This window comes from Candidatus Villigracilis vicinus (assembly GCF_016702885.1).
Lineage (GTDB): Bacteria > Chloroflexota > Anaerolineae > Anaerolineales > Villigracilaceae > Villigracilis > Villigracilis vicinus.
This window is the reverse complement of the sequence record NZ_JADJDD010000002.1, coordinates 50,362-66,354: the sequence shown is the minus strand read 5'-3', so window position 1 is coordinate 66,354 and position 15,993 is coordinate 50,362. Positions and strand designations below refer to the sequence as shown.

The 15,993-nt window shown below is 51.2% G+C and carries 14 protein-coding genes and 4 pseudogenes; 11 read left to right on the top strand and 7 right to left on the bottom strand.

The window, feature by feature from the left end; all coding sequences use genetic code 11:
* Window positions 1–664: 664 nt before the first annotated feature.
* From IPG80_RS02910 to IPG80_RS02865, 10 genes and pseudogenes are all read left to right on the top strand, one after another.
* Window positions 665–1,153 (top strand): bifunctional nuclease family protein, encoded by a 489-nt coding sequence (locus IPG80_RS02910; RefSeq protein ID WP_345102493.1) that lies wholly within the window; start codon window positions 665–667, stop codon window positions 1,151–1,153.
* A gap of 92 nt (window positions 1,154–1,245) precedes the next feature.
* A complete protein-coding gene (locus IPG80_RS02905) occupies window positions 1,246–2,250 on the top strand; it encodes a replicative DNA helicase (RefSeq protein ID WP_345102490.1) in 1,005 nt (334 codons plus the stop codon).
* A complete protein-coding gene (locus IPG80_RS02900; protein ID WP_345102487.1) occupies window positions 2,219–2,614 on the top strand; it encodes a DnaB-like helicase C-terminal domain-containing protein in 396 nt (131 codons plus the stop codon). Before IPG80_RS02905 ends, IPG80_RS02900 begins: the two co-directional genes overlap by 32 nt.
* A 45-nt stretch (window positions 2,615–2,659) precedes the next feature.
* Window positions 2,660–3,310, top strand: coding sequence for a DnaD domain protein (locus tag IPG80_RS02895; protein ID WP_345102485.1), 651 nt, complete (start codon window positions 2,660–2,662; stop codon window positions 3,308–3,310).
* Between the two features lie 17 nt (window positions 3,311–3,327).
* Window positions 3,328–4,746, top strand: coding sequence for an ATP-binding protein (locus tag IPG80_RS02890; protein WP_345102482.1), 1,419 nt, complete (start codon window positions 3,328–3,330; stop codon window positions 4,744–4,746).
* A 328-nt stretch (window positions 4,747–5,074) separates the two neighbouring features.
* Window positions 5,075–5,485, top strand: a pseudogene (locus tag IPG80_RS02885) (FTR1 family protein); the annotation flags it as partial.
* Between the two features lie 326 nt (window positions 5,486–5,811).
* Window positions 5,812–6,510, top strand: a complete 699-nt coding sequence (locus tag IPG80_RS02880) for an NUDIX domain-containing protein (protein WP_345102479.1) — start codon at window positions 5,812–5,814, stop codon at window positions 6,508–6,510.
* Window positions 6,488–7,494, top strand: a pseudogene (locus IPG80_RS02875) (isochorismatase). Before IPG80_RS02880 ends, IPG80_RS02875 begins: the two are co-directional and overlap by 23 nt.
* A 4-nt stretch (window positions 7,495–7,498) precedes the next feature.
* Window positions 7,499–8,050, top strand: a complete 552-nt coding sequence (locus tag IPG80_RS02870; RefSeq protein ID WP_345102475.1) for an RNA 2'-phosphotransferase — start codon at window positions 7,499–7,501, stop codon at window positions 8,048–8,050.
* A 5-nt stretch (window positions 8,051–8,055) separates the two neighbouring features.
* Window positions 8,056–9,400: pseudogene (locus IPG80_RS02865) on the top strand (nicotinate phosphoribosyltransferase).
* A gap of 85 nt (window positions 9,401–9,485) precedes the next feature.
* Here IPG80_RS02865 and IPG80_RS02860 read toward each other — a convergent pair.
* The 4 genes from IPG80_RS02860 to IPG80_RS02845 form a co-directional block, all read right to left on the bottom strand.
* Window positions 9,486–10,241 carry a phosphate ABC transporter ATP-binding protein gene (locus tag IPG80_RS02860; RefSeq protein WP_345102473.1) on the bottom strand — a complete coding sequence of 252 codons (756 nt, stop codon included), beginning with the start codon at window positions 10,239–10,241 and terminating at the stop codon, window positions 9,486–9,488.
* An 11-nt stretch (window positions 10,242–10,252) separates the two neighbouring features.
* Entirely contained in the window at window positions 10,253–11,116 is an 864-nt protein-coding gene (pstA, locus tag IPG80_RS02855; RefSeq protein ID WP_345102471.1) for a phosphate ABC transporter permease PstA, read from the bottom strand.
* On the bottom strand, window positions 11,113–12,009 hold the full coding sequence (pstC, locus tag IPG80_RS02850; RefSeq protein WP_345102469.1) for a phosphate ABC transporter permease subunit PstC: 897 nt from the start codon (window positions 12,007–12,009) through the stop codon (window positions 11,113–11,115). Before pstC ends, pstA begins: the two co-directional genes overlap by 4 nt.
* A 119-nt stretch (window positions 12,010–12,128) precedes the next feature.
* Window positions 12,129–13,001, bottom strand: coding sequence for a phosphate ABC transporter substrate-binding protein (locus IPG80_RS02845; protein ID WP_345102467.1), 873 nt, complete (start codon window positions 12,999–13,001; stop codon window positions 12,129–12,131).
* 112 nt (window positions 13,002–13,113) lie between these two features.
* On the opposite strand from IPG80_RS02845, the gene pstB (IPG80_RS02840) reads away from it, so the two are divergent.
* Window positions 13,114–13,875 (top strand): phosphate ABC transporter ATP-binding protein PstB, encoded by a 762-nt coding sequence (gene pstB, locus IPG80_RS02840; RefSeq protein ID WP_345102465.1) that lies wholly within the window; start codon window positions 13,114–13,116, stop codon window positions 13,873–13,875.
* A gap of 129 nt (window positions 13,876–14,004) precedes the next feature.
* Here the strand turns inward: pstB (IPG80_RS02840) and phoU are convergent, their stop codons facing one another.
* The 3 genes and pseudogenes from phoU to pstB (IPG80_RS02825) all read right to left on the bottom strand — a co-directional run bounded on the left by phoU (window position 14,005) and on the right by pstB (IPG80_RS02825) (window position 15,961).
* On the bottom strand, window positions 14,005–14,667 hold the full coding sequence (phoU, locus tag IPG80_RS02835) for a phosphate signaling complex protein PhoU (protein WP_345102463.1): 663 nt from the start codon (window positions 14,665–14,667) through the stop codon (window positions 14,005–14,007).
* On the bottom strand, window positions 14,655–15,185 hold the full coding sequence (locus IPG80_RS02830) for an arsenate reductase ArsC (RefSeq protein ID WP_345102461.1): 531 nt from the start codon (window positions 15,183–15,185) through the stop codon (window positions 14,655–14,657). The genes phoU and IPG80_RS02830 overlap by 13 nt, the downstream gene beginning before the upstream one ends.
* A 1-nt stretch (window position 15,186) precedes the next feature.
* Window positions 15,187–15,961, bottom strand: a pseudogene (gene pstB / locus IPG80_RS02825) (phosphate ABC transporter ATP-binding protein PstB).
* Between the last annotated feature and the right edge of the window lie 32 nt (window positions 15,962–15,993).

Here is a 15,993-nt window from a genome sequence, read left to right as displayed (position 1 = left end):
AGGACGGTTTTTCGTACTCTCTGTCGGGGCGAGAGGAATTTGCGCCAGTCCCTCGATGGGGAACCTCCGACCATGAACAGTGCTCAAACACGTCAGTAGTCATTAAAAATAAAAACCGTCCCCGGCAAGGACGGTTTTTCGTACTCTCTGTCGGGGCGAGAGGAATTTGCGCCAGTCCCTCGATGGGGAACCTCCGACCATGAACAGTGCTCAAACACGTGTATTTTTAAAATAAAACCGTCCCCAGCAAGGGGGGTTTTTCGTACTCTGTCGGGGCGAGAGGAATTTGCGCCAGTCCCTCGATGGGCCGACCCCGGTAGTTCGCCCTGAACCTCCGACCATGAACAGTGCTCAAACACAACCGTCCCCGGCAAGGACGGTTTTTCGTACTATATGTCGGTGCGAGAGGATTGACCCCCCTGCCCCCATGGCCCCCCCGCCGGCCGGGCTGCGCCCCGAGATGAGCGAGCGAGATTATAGTCGTGTTTTCTGATAAATGCAAACCCAATTTTGAGTTTGGACGACGGACGATAGACCGCAGACCATAAATACGTTCTTCCATTGTCCATGGTCTGCGGTCCGCCTCAAAATATATCTTCCTCTTATGCAAATCCAGAGGCATGCTCCCAGCCTTTATGCTAAAATAAGTCCATTGGAGTCTCCTATGTCGTCTGGAATGGTAGAAGTAGTCATAGACAGCATCCGCGTGCATTTAATGGCACCCCAGCGCGTGGTTGTATTGAAACAGGTGAATGCCGAACGGTATCTCACCATCTGGGTGGGTCCGTATGAAGCGGAAGCCATCACAGTAGCGTTGCAGGAAGTTGAGATGGTTCGTCCACTGACGCATGATCTGCTCAAGAATGTGTTCAAGGCGTTCAATGCGCGCATCGTCCGTGTGGAGATCGTAAAACTGCAAGATGATATTTATTATGGCAACATTGTTGCTGAAGCCGACGGACGTGAGATACACATTGACTCAAGGTCATCTGATGCGATCGCTATTGCAGCCCGCGCCCATGCACCCATCATGGTGCATCCCAGTGTGATGGAGTCAGCAGGGGTGGAGCCCGATCAGGATATGCCTGAAACGATCATACCCGCAAGAAAAGAACCGCCGCCTCCGCTGACCGATGATGCGAGCGACAGGTGATCTGTCTTCAAAGACTTCCTTGATACACTCGATATTGATAACCCTGACAAAGACAAGCCCGACTCACCCCCAGCCTAAGCTGACCCTACCAAATGACAGATTTCTACCCTGAAGAATCAACCGCCCCCTCCAGCCCAGGTGTACCGCATAGCCGGGAAGCCGAAGAAGCCGTCGTAGGGGCGGTGTTGATTAACCCCGAAGTGTATTACGACATCGCTCAATTCCTTGCGGCGGATGATTTTTACATTCATCGCAACCGGTGGATCTGGGAAGCCTTCATCCGCCTGCATGAAGCCCGCACCCCCGTAGACTTGCTGACCCTCTCCGAAGATTTGGAGCGAGCCGGTCAACTCGCGGAAATCGGCGGCTCTGCCTACCTGACCTCATTAATTAACCAAGTCCCGACCTCCATCAACGCCGAAGCCTACGGTCACATCGTTGAAGAGAATTCTCTGCGCCGCAGAATGATCCAAGCGGCGAATCAGATCGCATCCCTGGCATACAAAGGCGATGGAATTGATACCGTAATGGGCGAGGCGGAGAAAGCCGTCTTTGGCGTTAGCGAGAGCCGGACACGGCATGACGTTGAGCCGATCCGTACCGTCCTTTCGGAATACTACGATCAAGTTGCCGAACTCGCCAAACTCGGCGCAGACTTCCACGGCGTGCCGACTGGCTTCATCGACCTTGATAAACTTTTACGCGGCTTGCATCCATCCGATTTATTGATCGTGGCGGGTCGTCCGGGTCAAGGTAAGACGGGCTTTTTGCTTTCGATTGCCAAGAATGCCGGGCTGACCTATAAAAAGCATGTTGCCATCTTCTCCTTGGAAATGTCCAATGAACAAGTGGTACAGCGTCTCATCGCACAAGAGACGGGTATCTCGTCCCAGAACCTGAGCACGGGCAAGCTGGCAGAAGATGAATGGAAGTTGTTTAATCACGCCATTGAAGTCTTTGGCAGCACCAAGATGTTCCTGGACGATACGCCCGCATTGACTCCTTTGCAGTTGCGTACCAAGTGCCGTCGCTTGCATGCTGAACATAAACTCGACCTGGTCATCATTGACTACCTTCAACTCATGGTTGGGGGATAGTCGGAATGATAACCGCGTGCAGGAAGTTTCGAACATCTCACGTAATCTCAAAGTGCTGGCACGTGAGTTGAATGTTCCGGTGTTGACCGCTGCGCAGTTGAGTCGTGCCGTTGAGCAACGTACTGATAAACGCCCGATCCTCTCCGACTTGCGCGAATCCGGTTCGTTGGAGCAGGATGCCGACATCGTCATGTTCATCTATCGTCCCGATGATTACGAGAAGGACGGCGACAAGAGCAACATCACCAAGATCTCGGTGGCAAAGCATCGTAACGGTCCCACCGGTGAAATTGACCTGATCTTCCGCGGCGACCTGACTCGCTTCGATAATGCGGCGACGAAGGTTTTTCGACCGAACGAATAATTTTTGTAGGGGCGACCTCGCGAGTCGCGCCCCTACGGAAATAATATGACCCCCTTCCCCGGTTTCACCTCCTCTGAAACATTTACGCAAGTCCCTGATTCGTTCATCCAGATGATGAATGAGATCGAGGATGTGGCGGAGCTGAAGGTGACTCTGTATGCCATTTGGCGCATTGAACATATGGAAGGGAACTTCCGCGGGTTGGGGGAAGGTGACTTTGATGCAGCGGCGCTGGGTTTGGATATAAAGGAGATTCGGCGCGGGCTGGGTAAAGCGCTTGAGAGGCAGACCCTGCTCAAGTCTGAGAATGAAGCGAATGTTTTTTATTTCCTCAATTCTCCACGCGGACGATTATCCGCTGAGGCGTTTGCGAAGGGACAGGTCAAGCCTTCGTCTGGTTCGTATGTGCCGAATAAATCGAACCTGTTTAAGTTGTATGAAGAGAATATCGGGGCGTTGACCCCTTTACTGGCTGATATGTTGAAGGAAGCGGAACAGAACTATCCGAGCGCGTGGTTTGAAGAAGCCATCGAGATCGCAGTGAGTCGCAATATCCGTAATTGGAAATATGTCGAGGCGATCCTGGCGCGTTGGAAGGAGAACGGAAAAGATGAAAGAAGAGATAAGCAAGACTCTGTCCAAGATGCAAAACGATACACCGACGGCGAGTTCTCCGAGTTCTTCAAGCGGGATTAAGAGTGTGGAGAAGCCGCTTGGCGACCCGAACTGCCCGCATTGTGGGGGGGGTGGGGTATGTTCGCTATGATGTGCCGGTGGAACACCCGAAGTTCGGCAAGCTGGAGACTTGTGTCTGCCGCGCCAAAGATGTAGCAGAGGCGGCTCGTTCGCGTTTGTTTGCGATGAGCAATTTGAATCGGCTCAGCCATTTGACCTTTGAAAATTTCAGCCCGGCTGGCAATGATCGAGCCAAGTTCATGTCTGCTCAGGAACGCGAGAATTTGCGTGTGGCGTTCGAGAAAAGTGAAGACTTTGCCCGCAAGCACGAAGGCTGGTTGTTGCTTGAAGGCGGATATGGCTGCGGCAAGACTCACCTTGCAGCGGCGATCGCAAATTTTTCTGTCAACAACGGCATGCCGACTTTGTTTATCACTGTGCCGGACCTTTTGGATTCTTTACGCTTTTCCTACGATGACCCTGAAATCACTTTTGAACAACGCTTTGATGACATTCGCAATTCAGGCTTGTTAATTCTTGATGACTTCGGTACGCAGAATGCGACTCCGTGGGCGCAGGAAAAATTATTCCAAATTATCAACTATCGCTATATCAATAAACTGCCGACGGTCATCACCACCAATTTGATGTTGGATGAGATCGAGGCGCGCATCCGCTCGCGATTGCAGGACGAAAGTTTTGTGAACCACCTCAAGATCAGTGCACCGGATTATCGCCGCCCAGAAGAGACGAGCAACCCCGGCATTTCCATGTTGGCATTGCCCGAAATGAAGGTGATGACCTTCAAGACCTTCCAACCACGTGACGATGAAGTTGGCACCGAAGCCGTAACCACGACCACGATCGAGAAGAATGATCGCTTTGGGAACAAGGTCAAGGATAAAGAAATCTCGCGCATCACAATTTCAAAAGATGATGTGAAGACTCTGCACGAAGCCCATAATGCAGCAGTGGAATTTGCCGAAAAACCCGAAGGCTGGCTCGTACTGCTGGGACAATCATTTAGCGGCAAGACCCATCTAGCTGCTGCCGTCGGGAATTACCGCATCGGCTTGGGCGGGCAGGCATTGCTCGTGGAAGTGACCGCCCTGCTTGACTACCTCCGCCAAACTTTTGGACGGAATTCAGATGTTTCGTTTGACCGCCGCTTTCATGAGATCCGCACCACACCATTGTTGATTCTGGATGATTTAAAAGAAAGTGGTGCAGGTTCTGTTTGGGCGGAAGATAAACTCTATAGTGTGCTGAATTATCGTTACAACGCACATTTGCCTACGGTTATTACGTCTACCTTACGACCTGAGGCATTTGCCTTGAGTTACCCGAATCTGTGGAATAAGCTGCTCGACCCGACCAAATGTCAGGTTGTGGCGATCAACATGCCGCCATATCGCAGAGTTGTGAAGGGTGGCAAGCCTGCTGCCAAGAAGAAGTAACTTGAAAACAGCCTGAAAAACAGGCTGTTTTCTTTTTTAAAATCTTCAACCTGGTTGAAAACTCTTCTCAAACACTACGCTAGATTCATATCCCTGCCTCGTTTATTATCGTGACAATTAGACCAAAATCCGTAAGGAACACGAGATACATGCTCCCTTCTTTACTCCTTCGTGAAGGTTTGGAAGCCGCTCTGATCATCGGAATTGTGTTTGGCGCTTAAAGATCCGCCGAACTGACCGCCCCGCCCTTTGGCTGGGAACCTTGCTGCTTTAGGCGTAGCATCCTCACGGCTGTTATTCTGACGCTTTTCGGCATGAGCCTGAAGAAACTGCCGAACAGATCTACGAAGGTATCACAATGGTGCTCGCTGCTGGCATCCTCACTTGGATGATCTTCTGGATGAGCAAACAATCCAAGACGATCAAGTCGGAGTTGGAAGATGGCGTCAATAAAGCTGCGCTCACCACGGGCAAACGTGCCGTTTTTGGGTTGGCGTTTTTAGCAGTTGTGCGTGAAGGTGTGGAATTGGCACTCTTCATCACTGCCGCTTTCTTTGCAGGCAGCGTGAAAGGGGCCAATTATTTTGACCTCACCGGTGTTGGCTGGTTTGGGCACAGCTGTTGTTGGGTTGGTCTTTGCTGGCTGCAACTGCCCGCCTCAACCTGCGCCGCTTCTTCCAGATCACTGGTTATTTGCTCATCCTCTTCGCGGCGGGACCGTGGCTCACGGCATTCATGAATTCAACGAAGTCGGTTGGATCCCCTTGTGATTGAGCATGTTTGGGATGTCAACGCTATCGTGGATGAACGCTCTGTGTTTGGTGAATTGCTCAAGACATTGTTTGGATAACGGCAATCCCTCCCTGACGGAAGTTATTGGCTACTTTACTTATCTTGCTGTTGCCGCATATTTCTTCACCCGTACAACAGTCAGCCTGCAGCGAAGAAGGTCCCGCTCAGCATCTGCCTAGAACGACCTGCATCTTTGAAGAACTGACACCTCATCTTGCGATGAGGTGCAGTTTTAACTTGACAGAACTTAAAAATCGTTATACTAAGTGTATAATGAACACTAAGTATAACGAATATGAAACTCCCGGCATCACCGTTGACCTTGTCCTTTTTACGGTCAACGAGAATCGACTCAAGGTGATGTTAGTTAAACGGGCAGAAGAGCCGTTTCGTAATGATTGGTCTTTGCCAGGCGGCTTTATCAAAGTGGGTGAGTCGCTGGACGCTGCCGCCCAACGGGTGCTTATCGAAAAAACAGGCGTGAGCGATGTTTATATGGAGCAGCTCTATACCTTTGGCGAGCCAAAACGCGACCCGCGTTCACGCGTCATCACAGTTGCTTATATCGCCCTGATTCCCTGGCAAAGTTTGCCGCAGCCTGAGTCAGATAAAGTCACAGACCTCACCTGGTCGCCCGTTGACCATCTTCCCAAACTTGCTTTCGATCATAAAGCCATCGTCAACTATGCCGTCACACGTCTGCGTGCCAAGGTCAGTTATAGCAACATCGTTTACGGGTTGATGCCCAAACAATTTCGCCTCTCTGAGCTTCAAAGCATGTATGAGAGCATCATCAATGACAAGCTTGATAAACGCAACTTTCGTAAGCGTATGTTGGCAACAGGCTTGCTCCAAAGAGACCGGCAAAAAAGACCTTGCCGGGGCGCATCGTCCTGCCATGTTGTATCAATTCAAAACCAAAGAGATCATTTTCCTGTAGGAGAATTTCATGACCCAACTCCCGATCCCTGATTTTTTTGACGCCTCCCGCGTGGGCGAAATTTGGAAAGTGGATTATGCCGCCCGTGCCGAAGATGCTCGAGCGTTCGCGCTTCAACACGACCTCAAGCATGCCGCAACTTCCAGCGAACGCATCTCCCTTTTACTGATCGACGTGCAAAATACATTCTGCATCCTGGCTTTGAACTCTTTGTCGGCGGGCGCAGTGGAAATGGCGCGGTCGAAGATAACGCGCGCCTGTGCGAATTTATCTATCGCAACCTCGGCAAGTTGACTCACATCATTGCCACGATGGATACACATAGATCACAGCAGATCTTCCATCCCATTTTCTTTGTCGATGCACAAGGAAATCATCCCGCTCCATATACTGACATTCATGTTGCAGACCTTGAGTCTGGCAAATGGGTCTTCAACTCCGCGCTCGCGCCGCAATTTGGTATCGCGCCGGAGTACGGTCAACAGATGATGATGCATTATGCCGAGACTCTTCATAAGATCGGCAAATACGCGCTGACGATCTGGCCCTATCACGCCATGCTGGGTGGAATTGGTCATGCACTTGTGCCTGCTGTGGAAGAAGCCATCTTCTTCCATTCCCATGCAAGGATAGACCAGCCGCACTTCGCCATCAAAGGTGACAAACCGTTTACAGAAAATTATTCGGCTGTTGGTCCTGAAGTTGTGACGGGTCCGATGGGCGAGGTGTTGGGGGCGCATGACCCGCAGTTCATTCAGCACCTGCAAGAAGTGGATAAGCTCTATATCGCCGGGCAGGCAAAGAGTCACTGTGTGGCATGGACGGTACAGGATTTGCTCGACGATATCCTTGCCGTTGACCCGCAGCTTGCAAAGAAAGTCTATCTGCTCGACGACTGTTCGTCAGCGGTGGTGGTGCCTGGGGTGGTGGACCATACCGAGGCGGCGAATGATGCGTATGCCTGGTTCGCGAATGCGGGCATGCACATTGTCAAGTCGACGGATGAAATGGAGTAACAAAATGCCCAATCCTACAAGGCTTTCAAAATTCATCTCGCTTGTTTTGCGTCATCGTGCTAATGACTTTGACCTGCATTTGGATCTGCAAGGCTTTGTTGAGTTTTCTGATCTAAAGCGCCTGGTCGATGAAAAATCGACGGATGTATATAGCGAGGAAGATTGGCGCAAGGTCTTGAACGGCGAATTGGATGGCAAGAAACGTTTTGAAGTTAAGGATGGGCGCATTCGAGCGTTGTATGGGCACAGCAAGGTGGAACGCGTGACGTATGAATCGGTCACACCGCCGGAGGTGTTGTATCACGGTACGACGCCGCAAGCCGAGAAAGCCATTCGCAGGGAAGGTCTGCGCTCGATGAAACGTCAATATGTGCATCTCTCTGAAAATACAGAACGGGCTTTAAATGTTGGCGAACGTAGAACTGACCATGTCCGTTTACTTGTAGTGCGAGCTGCTGAGGCTCATCATGCAGGTATCGAGTTTTATTCTCCTGAGCCGGAGCATTATCTGGCGCAGAATATTCCACCCCAGTTTATTGATTTCCCAAAGGAATAAAAGATATGTCGATTTTTGATGGCAAGCGATTAACGAACGATACCTTTAAACTTGATATTGAACGCATGCGCCGCGGCTGGTATTCAGACAAATATTTTGAGAACATCAACCGCATGTTGACCGCTTTGTCGAAAGAAGGCTATAGTTATTCAGGCGAGTATCACAACCTGCCGGAAGGTGTTTCTCCTGAAAAGATCGCTGTGGGTGATATAGAAGTGGAGATGCAGTGGTTCACGCGCCGCATGGGCAAAACCACGGTCGTAGGCGTGGACAAGTCGCTGGAAATGCTGCGGCTTTGCTCCGGACATTTTGAAGGTGATACTTTTGTTGACGCTTCAACTCAGATGGAGGTTTGGGCTGTGCAGGATGGTTCGACCGTCAAATATGACGGCGACCCGAGCAAGATCCAACCGGTCATCAAAGTGCGTGGGCGTTACCGTGACTTTGCCTTATTGGAAACGCCAACGCTTGGCATTCTCACTCGTTCGAGTCGGGTAGCCACAAATGTATATGAAACCTTGGTGGCAGCGAAGGGCAAACCGGTGTTGTTCTTCCCAGCGCGTTTCGATGTACATGAAGTGCAAGCCGCCGATGGCTATGCTTACAACATTGCCTTGCAGAGATTCAACAAAGATCACGCACAAGAGTTGGGTGCGTTTGTCTCCACCGATGCGCAGGGAGATTGGTGGGGCGGCGCGGGCGGGGGGACGGTGGCTCATGCTGCGATCGCTTCTTTCCTCGGCGATACAGCAGAGGCGATGATGCAGTTCTCGCATATTTTGCCCGCACGTATTCCACGCATTGCACTGGTGGATTTCAACAATGATTCGGTCCGCGATACTCTGCGAACCTTGGATGCGATGTTCGCGAAATATCGCGAGTTGATGGATGCAGGTAATACGGAAGAAGCTGAGAAATATAAATTGTATGGCGTTCGTTTGGATACAGGCGGGAATTTGCGCGATGTGTCTGTCACACCGCTCGGTGATCCGGCATTGGACTTGGGAGTCAATCCGCGTCTGGTGTTTAACGTCCGCTCGGGGATAGATTCAGCCTGGGAACGTTGGGACCTGCCTGAGCGTTGGAAAGAAGCGGCGAAGGAATTTTGTCACAGCGTGAAGATCGTAGTGTCTGGTGGTTTCGCTCCGGAAAAAATTCGCAAGTTCGAGAAGCTGGGCGTGCCTGCGGATATTTATGCAGTGGGGTCGTATCTTGTTTAGCAATGGCAATGGCACAAGCACTGATTTCACAGCCGATGTGGTGCGTGTGAAAATTCACGGCGAATGGATCGATATGGCGAAAGTGGGTCGTAAAGTAGGGGAGAATGAGAATTTGGAACGGGTATGGTAAGGGTAATAATGAATTAGGAATGCTTAATGATGAAAAAGGACTGTCCGTGTGACAGTCCTTTTTTTGTATTATACGTGGATGATTCTTATCCGAACCTGCCCATGATGTAATCTTCGGTTTTCTTTTGTTTGGGAGTGGTAAACATTTTTTTGCCGTCGTCATATTCGATGAGTTCGCCTTGCAGGAAGAAGGCGGCATGATCGGCAGTGCGGGCGGCTTGCTGCACCGAGTGGGGCACGAGGATGACGGTGTAATTCTTTTTTAATTCTTGCAGCGCCATTTCCACTTTACCGGTCGAGATCGGGTCAAGACCCGAGGTAGGTTCATCAAGCAGAATAATATCAGGTTGAAGCGCCAGCACACGCGCGAGACAAATGCGTTGTTGCTGACCACCAGAGAGGGCAACGGCTGGGTCGTTCAAGCGGTCTTCGACTTCGTCCCAAATAGCGGCGAGTTTCAAACTACGTTCCACGGCTTCATCCAATTTAGAGCGGCGCTTTTCGCCTGCCAGTTCCAATCCGTAGGTGATGTTTTCGCGGATGCTCATTGGCAATGGGACGGGACGGGCAAAGACCATGCCTACTTTGCGGCGCAAGGCGATCACGTCCGTTTTAGGGTCGAGGATGTTTTCGCCGTCGATCAGGATGCGCCCGGAACTGGTGCGGATGTCTGTCAGGTCGTTGAGGCGATTGAGACAGCGCAGCAATGTGGATTTTCCGCCTCCTGCCGGACCGAAGAGGACGGTCACTGCATTCTGACGGATTCCCATACTGATGCCGCGCAGAGATTCCGCGCCATCGGCGTATTGGAGAGAGAGGTTTTCGATTTCGATTTTGTTCATTAGACGATTGACTACCACTGCCGTTTCGCTCTTGCCCGCGAGCGGATGATGGTTGCGATCACGTTCATGGTGAGAACGAAGGCGAGCAAGACCAACGCCGTTCCATATTGGATTTGGATCGGCATTTCAGGCACTTGTGTGGAAATGACGAAGAGATGATACGGCAGTGCCATGGTCGCATCGAAGGGGGAGCCGGGCAGGCGTGGCAGGAAGAAGGCTGCGCCTGTGAAGAGGATCGGCGCTGTTTCGCCTGCGGCACGTTCCAAGCCGAGGATGACTCCGGTGAGGATGCCGGGCAGCGCTTCCTTTATGACGATCTTGCGGATGGTCTGCCAGCGAGTCGCGCCGAGAGAGATGCTTACTGTGCGGAAGGATTGCGGCACGGAACGCAGTGCTTCTTCTGCGGTGCTGATGATGACGGGCAGAGTCATGATGGAGAGAGTCAATGAAGCGGCGAGAATGGATGTACCGAATTGAAGGAACAAGACGAACAAGCCCAAGCCGAACAAACCATATACTACAGAAGGGATGCCTGCCAGATTGATGATCGCCAGGCGAATGAGGCGTGTCAACTGTGTGTCTTTGGCGTATTCAGAGAGGTAGATAGCCGCCGCAATTCCCAATGGCACGGAGAAGATCGCTGTGCCAACGGTTAAATAAAGCGTGCCGATAATGGCAGGCAGGATGCCACCTGCGCGCATACCGTCATGCGGGAAGCCAGTGATGAATTCCCACGAGATGGCAGAGCCGCCTTTAAATAGAATGAAGAGAACTGTGCCAACGATGGGCAGAACAGTGACCAGAGCCATCAGGGTGATAAATCCATACCCAAGCCGTTGGACGGTGTGACGATTACGAGCGAAGACTTTCATCATGAGAGGATCCTCTCTGCAGGTTTCTTGGCTCGGAAGACGACGGAAGATGCAATCACATTGACGGTCAATGAGATCAAGAACAAAATAATGCCGATCAGGAAGAGGGTGTGGTAATGCACGCTTCCATTTGCAACCTCGCCCATTTCGGCGGCGATGGTGGCGGTCATGGTGCGGACGGGGGAGAAGAGGCTACCCAAGCTGGTTGCCAATACGGGAGCATTGCCGGTGACCATCATCACGGTCATCGTTTCGCCGATGGCACGACCCACTCCAAGCATGATAGCGGTCAGTACGCCAGACTTTGCCGCGGGCAGGGTCACACGCCAGATGGTCTGCCATTTGGTGGCGCCCAATGCCCAGGCACCTTCGCGATAGGCGCGCGGCACAGAGTCGAGTGCATCTTCGGCAACGGAGACGACCGTGGGCACGGCGATTCCGCCCAAGAGCAGCGACCCGGTAAACGCGGTCAGACCCGTTGGCAGGTCCAGAAAGATGCGAAGGTTGGGGGAGACGACGAGGATACCGAGAAATCCCAAGACCACCGAAGGGAGTCCACCGAGCAGTTCCACGAGCGGCTTGAGAATTTCGCGCATCCAACGCGGAGCGATCTCGGAGATGTAAACCGCGGTGCCGATCCCAAATGGGACAGCGATAAGTGCCGCGCCGATAGTGACGATGAGCGACCCTGTAATGAGCGGCAGGATGCCGAACATCGCTTCAATGGGATACCAACGCAGGCTAATGAAATTGCTGCCTTCCACTTCACCGAGCGCGGGTAAACCTTCACGCATTAGGAAGAAGAAAATAAGCAAGACAAAAACGATGGCGGAATATCCGCTCGCTTTGATGGCTCTTGTAATGATGAATTCACGCCAGTTTAAAGATTTTTCCATAGTGCTCCACCGTCATTGCGAGGCGCGCTCTTATTCGTTGCGCCGAAGCAATCTCCAGTCTTAAATACTAGATTGCTTCGGGCGAAAAGCATCGCCCTCGCAATGACGTAATAATTTATTTACTTCACAGGCACAAAACCCAACTCCGCCACGATCTCTTGCGCTTCGGGGGAAAGGATCCAATCGAGATATTCTTTCACGATCCCTGTGGGCTCGCCGTCAGTATACATATAAAGGTCGCGCGCGATGGGGTAGGTCTTATCGTTTACTGTGTCAATAGCGGGCAACACATAGGCACTGCCTTCTTCTTCGGCAATCGCGATCATTTTCAGGTCATCAGGCACATACCCAAGACCATCATAACCAATGGCATTTGGGTTGCTGCGCACTTCAGAGATGATCCCCTCCGAAGAGGGCAGCAAAAGCGTATCGGTGGAGAAGAGCGTTTTGTCTTCCTTGCTGCCCAGCCTTAAAACGGTTTCCAGAAAATATACATGCGTGCCAGAGTTGGTTTCGCGCGAGAGTTTTACGATCGGTCTGTCTTCACCGCCGACTTCATTCCAGTTGGTGATCTTGCCGCTGTAAATATCAGAAATCTGTTGCAAAGTTAATTCACTGACAGGGTTTTCAGGGTTCACAATTACCGCAATGGCATCGCGTGCAATGATATGTTCAACGGGCTCGATGCCCTTTGATTGGGCTTCAGCGATCTCTTCATCCTTGATCTTGCGCGAGGCATTCGCCAGGTCTACGGTGTTGTTGATCAGCGCCGCAATACCCGTACCTGAACCGCCGCCCGTCACCGAGATGCGCACATCGCTGTGTTCAGCCTGGTAGGTTTCCGCCCATGCCAGCGCAAGGTTGACGATGGTATCGGAACCTTTATTCTCGATGTATTGAGCAGGGGAGTTGGAAGTAGTATCGGTGGAAGTGGATCCACAGGAAGTAATGAAGAAAGTGGTAAGTACAAAGAAGATTAGTGCACGTTTCATCGGCTGGGATTATACCGCCTCTGACTCAGCCGGGCTTGATTCCAGTCTTGGCGTTTTTGCCAGTTGATGATTTTTATATCGCCTGGAGTTTTCTTTTGATACAATCACTTCCATGATTGCAACTCAACCCGCCTTTACCGTCCAGAACATGGACTTTTACTACAATGCCCCTAAGAAAACACTCTCCAACATTAACTTGGAAATTCAGCCGCAAAAAGTGACTGCACTCATTGGTCCATCCGGCTGTGGAAAATCTACGTTCTTGCGTTGCCTCAATCGCATGAACGATACCATTCCCGGTACAAAAGTGGATGGGAAGATCCTGCTCCATGGACAGGATATCTACGACCCATCCATGGATGTAGTCAATCTCCGTCAGCGGGTGGGCATGGTTTTTCAAAAGCCGAACCCGTTCCCACAGTCTATTTTTGATAATGTGGCGTTCGGTTTGCGAGTGATGGGGCTGGACGTGAATCTGAACGAGGTCGTGGAAAAGTCCTTGCGAGCCGCAGCATTGTGGGACGAAGTGAAAGATGATCTTAAATCCGATGCGATGGGATTGTCGCTCGGGCAGCAGCAAAGATTGTGCATTGCCCGTGTCATTGCTGTGCAGCCAGAAGTGATATTGATGGATGAGTCCACCTCTGCGCTTGACCCGATCGCTACTCTACGCGTGGAAGAACTGATTGCGGACTTAAAGAAACAATACACCATTGTGATCGTAACGCATAACATGCAGCAAGCTGCGCGCGTCTCTGATTACACTGGTTTCTTTTGGCTGGGTGAGATGGTCGAATTTGCGCCCACCAACCAGATGTTCACTGTGCCAAAACAGGAATTAACCGAAGCATATATTACTGGAAGAATGGGATAGGGAGTTACGGAATCCGAAAATTCACTTTCGGGTCATCTAGGTTTCCTGGACTTCAGGAGTTCAGGACAATTAGAACAAAGCGAGTGGATGAGGTTCTCATCCACTCGCTTCTTAATTACTCAGTACGGATTACTTCTTCTGATTTTTCCAAAACTCATCATCGCTGGATTTGATCTCGCCAAATTCGCCGGTGGCGATGAAGATGGTGCGTTCACAAATATTGGTAACGCGGTCAGAAAAACGTTCGAGGTTGTGAGCCACCCAAAGCAGCCAGTTGGCGCGTTCGATGTTCTTGGGATCTTCAATGACGAAGACCATCAACTCCCGGTAGATCTGATTGTAAAGCGCGTCGACTTCATCATCTTCAACGGGCAGGGTTTGAGCGGTTGCTACATCTTCCTGCACGAAGGCGGTCAGGGCGCGATGAAGCATGTCTGCGCCTTTTTGTGCCATGCGCGGAACGTCGATCAATGGTTTGAGCAGGGTTTCTTCGCCCATGCGAATATTGATATTGGCGATGCCTTTGGCGTAATCACCCATGCGTTCGAGCTCGGAGATGATCTCCATGGTCGAGGCGAGCAGGCGCAGGTCGTGCGCCATGGGCTGCTGGGTGGCGATCAGGATCATCAGCTGGTTTTCGATGGCGAAACGCTTCTTGTTGATCTCTTTATCTTCGGCAATGATTTTCTCGGCAGCTTTGACGTCACGTTTCTTCAACGCTTCTACTGAGCCAATAATGGCATGTTCGACCATGCTGCCTAGTAAAAGCACTTCGTCTTTTACCTGCTGCATGTCGCTCTCAAAAGTTTTTTCGAATCATAAGTCCTCTTAGAGTTGATGGTGTTCATTTTACTACTGACAATTACATCTGACGATGGTCTGTTGGATTGATATTTTTTTTCGGTCAGCCAAAAGCGCAAACGCTGCTCGATCTGGTCACGCACGTGGCGGGTCAACTCGAGGCGCTGCTCTTCATCCGCTTTTGCCGGGTCATCGAAGGGGAAATGTTCATGCGTACCCATGTTCAAAAAAATGGCAGGACAATTTTCTTCGGCATCTGCGCAAACTGTGATGACATGCGCGAAGTGAGTCTTGCCAAGATATTCCGTAACGGATTTTGACCACTGCCCTGAAATATCGATGCCAATCTCACGCATCGCTTCCTGGACCTCGGGCAGGATGCTGCCCTTCGGCTCTGTACCTGCGCTGAAAACCTCGAAGTGCTCATCCGCCAGCGCGCGCAGAAGCCCTTCCGCGATCTGGCTGCGCGCTGAGTTGCCTGTGCAGAGAAAGAGGACTTTGGCTTTCATGTTATCCGAACCTTCCGGTTACGTAATCTTCAGTACGCTTGTCTTTGGGACGGGTGAAGATGGATTTCGTCTCGTCGAATTCGATCACACCGCCTGCGCGTTGGTCGTCGATCATCATCATGGCGGTATAGTCGCTGGCGCGTGCGGCTTGCTGCATGTTGTGGGTGACGATGAGGATGGTGTAGTTCTTTTTCAACTCTTGCATCAACTCTTCGATGCGTAGAGTGGAGATGGGGTCGAGTGCCGAGGCGGGTTCATCCATCAAAATAATTTCTGGTTGAATGGCGATGGTGCGGGCAATGCACAAACGCTGTTGTTGTCCGCCGGAAGGGCGTAGGCACTTTCCTGCAGTTTATCTTTTACTTCATCCCAAAGGGCGGCGCTGCGCAGAGACTGTTCAACGAGTTCATCCATTTTGCCTTTGAAGCCGTTGATGCGTGCGCCCCAGGCGATGTTCTCGTAAATGGATTTGGGGAATGGGTTTGGCTTTTGGAAGACCATACCGATCTTGCGGCGCACTTCCACAGGGTCGATGTTTTTGCTGTACAAGTTCTGTCCCTGCAAAGTAGTTCGCCGGTGGCATAACAACCCGGTACGAAATCATTCATGCGGTTGAAGGCACGCAGCAAGGTGGACTTGCCGCAGCCGGAAGGTCCAATAATGGCGGTGATTTTTTGTCTTTCGATCTTGAGGTTCACGCCTCTGACGGCGGTGAAGGTTCCATAATGTATGGAGAGATCGTTTGATTCAATGGCGTAGGTGGGTGAGTTTTGCATATTTACTTCCTTGAAATGACGATTGACGATCT

Coding starts and splice junctions, on each gene's coding strand:
- phoU (WP_345102463.1), bottom strand. CDS start 14,667: ATGCAGCAGGTAAAAGACGAAGTGCTTTTACTAGGCAGCATGGTCGAA.
- pstB (WP_345102465.1), top strand. CDS start 13,114: ATGATTGCAACTCAACCCGCCTTTACCGTCCAGAACATGGACTTTTAC.
- IPG80_RS02860 (WP_345102473.1), bottom strand. CDS start 10,241: ATGAACAAAATCGAAATCGAAAACCTCTCTCTCCAATACGCCGATGGC.
- IPG80_RS02870 (WP_345102475.1), top strand. CDS start 7,499: ATGCCCAATCCTACAAGGCTTTCAAAATTCATCTCGCTTGTTTTGCGT.
- IPG80_RS02880 (WP_345102479.1), top strand. CDS start 5,812: ATGAACACTAAGTATAACGAATATGAAACTCCCGGCATCACCGTTGAC.
- IPG80_RS02895 (WP_345102485.1), top strand. CDS start 2,660: ATGACCCCCTTCCCCGGTTTCACCTCCTCTGAAACATTTACGCAAGTC.
- IPG80_RS02910 (WP_345102493.1), top strand. CDS start 665: ATGTCGTCTGGAATGGTAGAAGTAGTCATAGACAGCATCCGCGTGCAT.
- IPG80_RS02905 (WP_345102490.1), top strand. CDS start 1,246: ATGACAGATTTCTACCCTGAAGAATCAACCGCCCCCTCCAGCCCAGGT.
- pstC (WP_345102469.1), bottom strand. CDS start 12,009: ATGGAAAAATCTTTAAACTGGCGTGAATTCATCATTACAAGAGCCATC.
- pstA (WP_345102471.1), bottom strand. CDS start 11,116: ATGATGAAAGTCTTCGCTCGTAATCGTCACACCGTCCAACGGCTTGGG.
- IPG80_RS02845 (WP_345102467.1), bottom strand. CDS start 13,001: ATGAAACGTGCACTAATCTTCTTTGTACTTACCACTTTCTTCATTACT.
- IPG80_RS02830 (WP_345102461.1), bottom strand. CDS start 15,185: ATGAAAGCCAAAGTCCTCTTTCTCTGCACAGGCAACTCAGCGCGCAGC.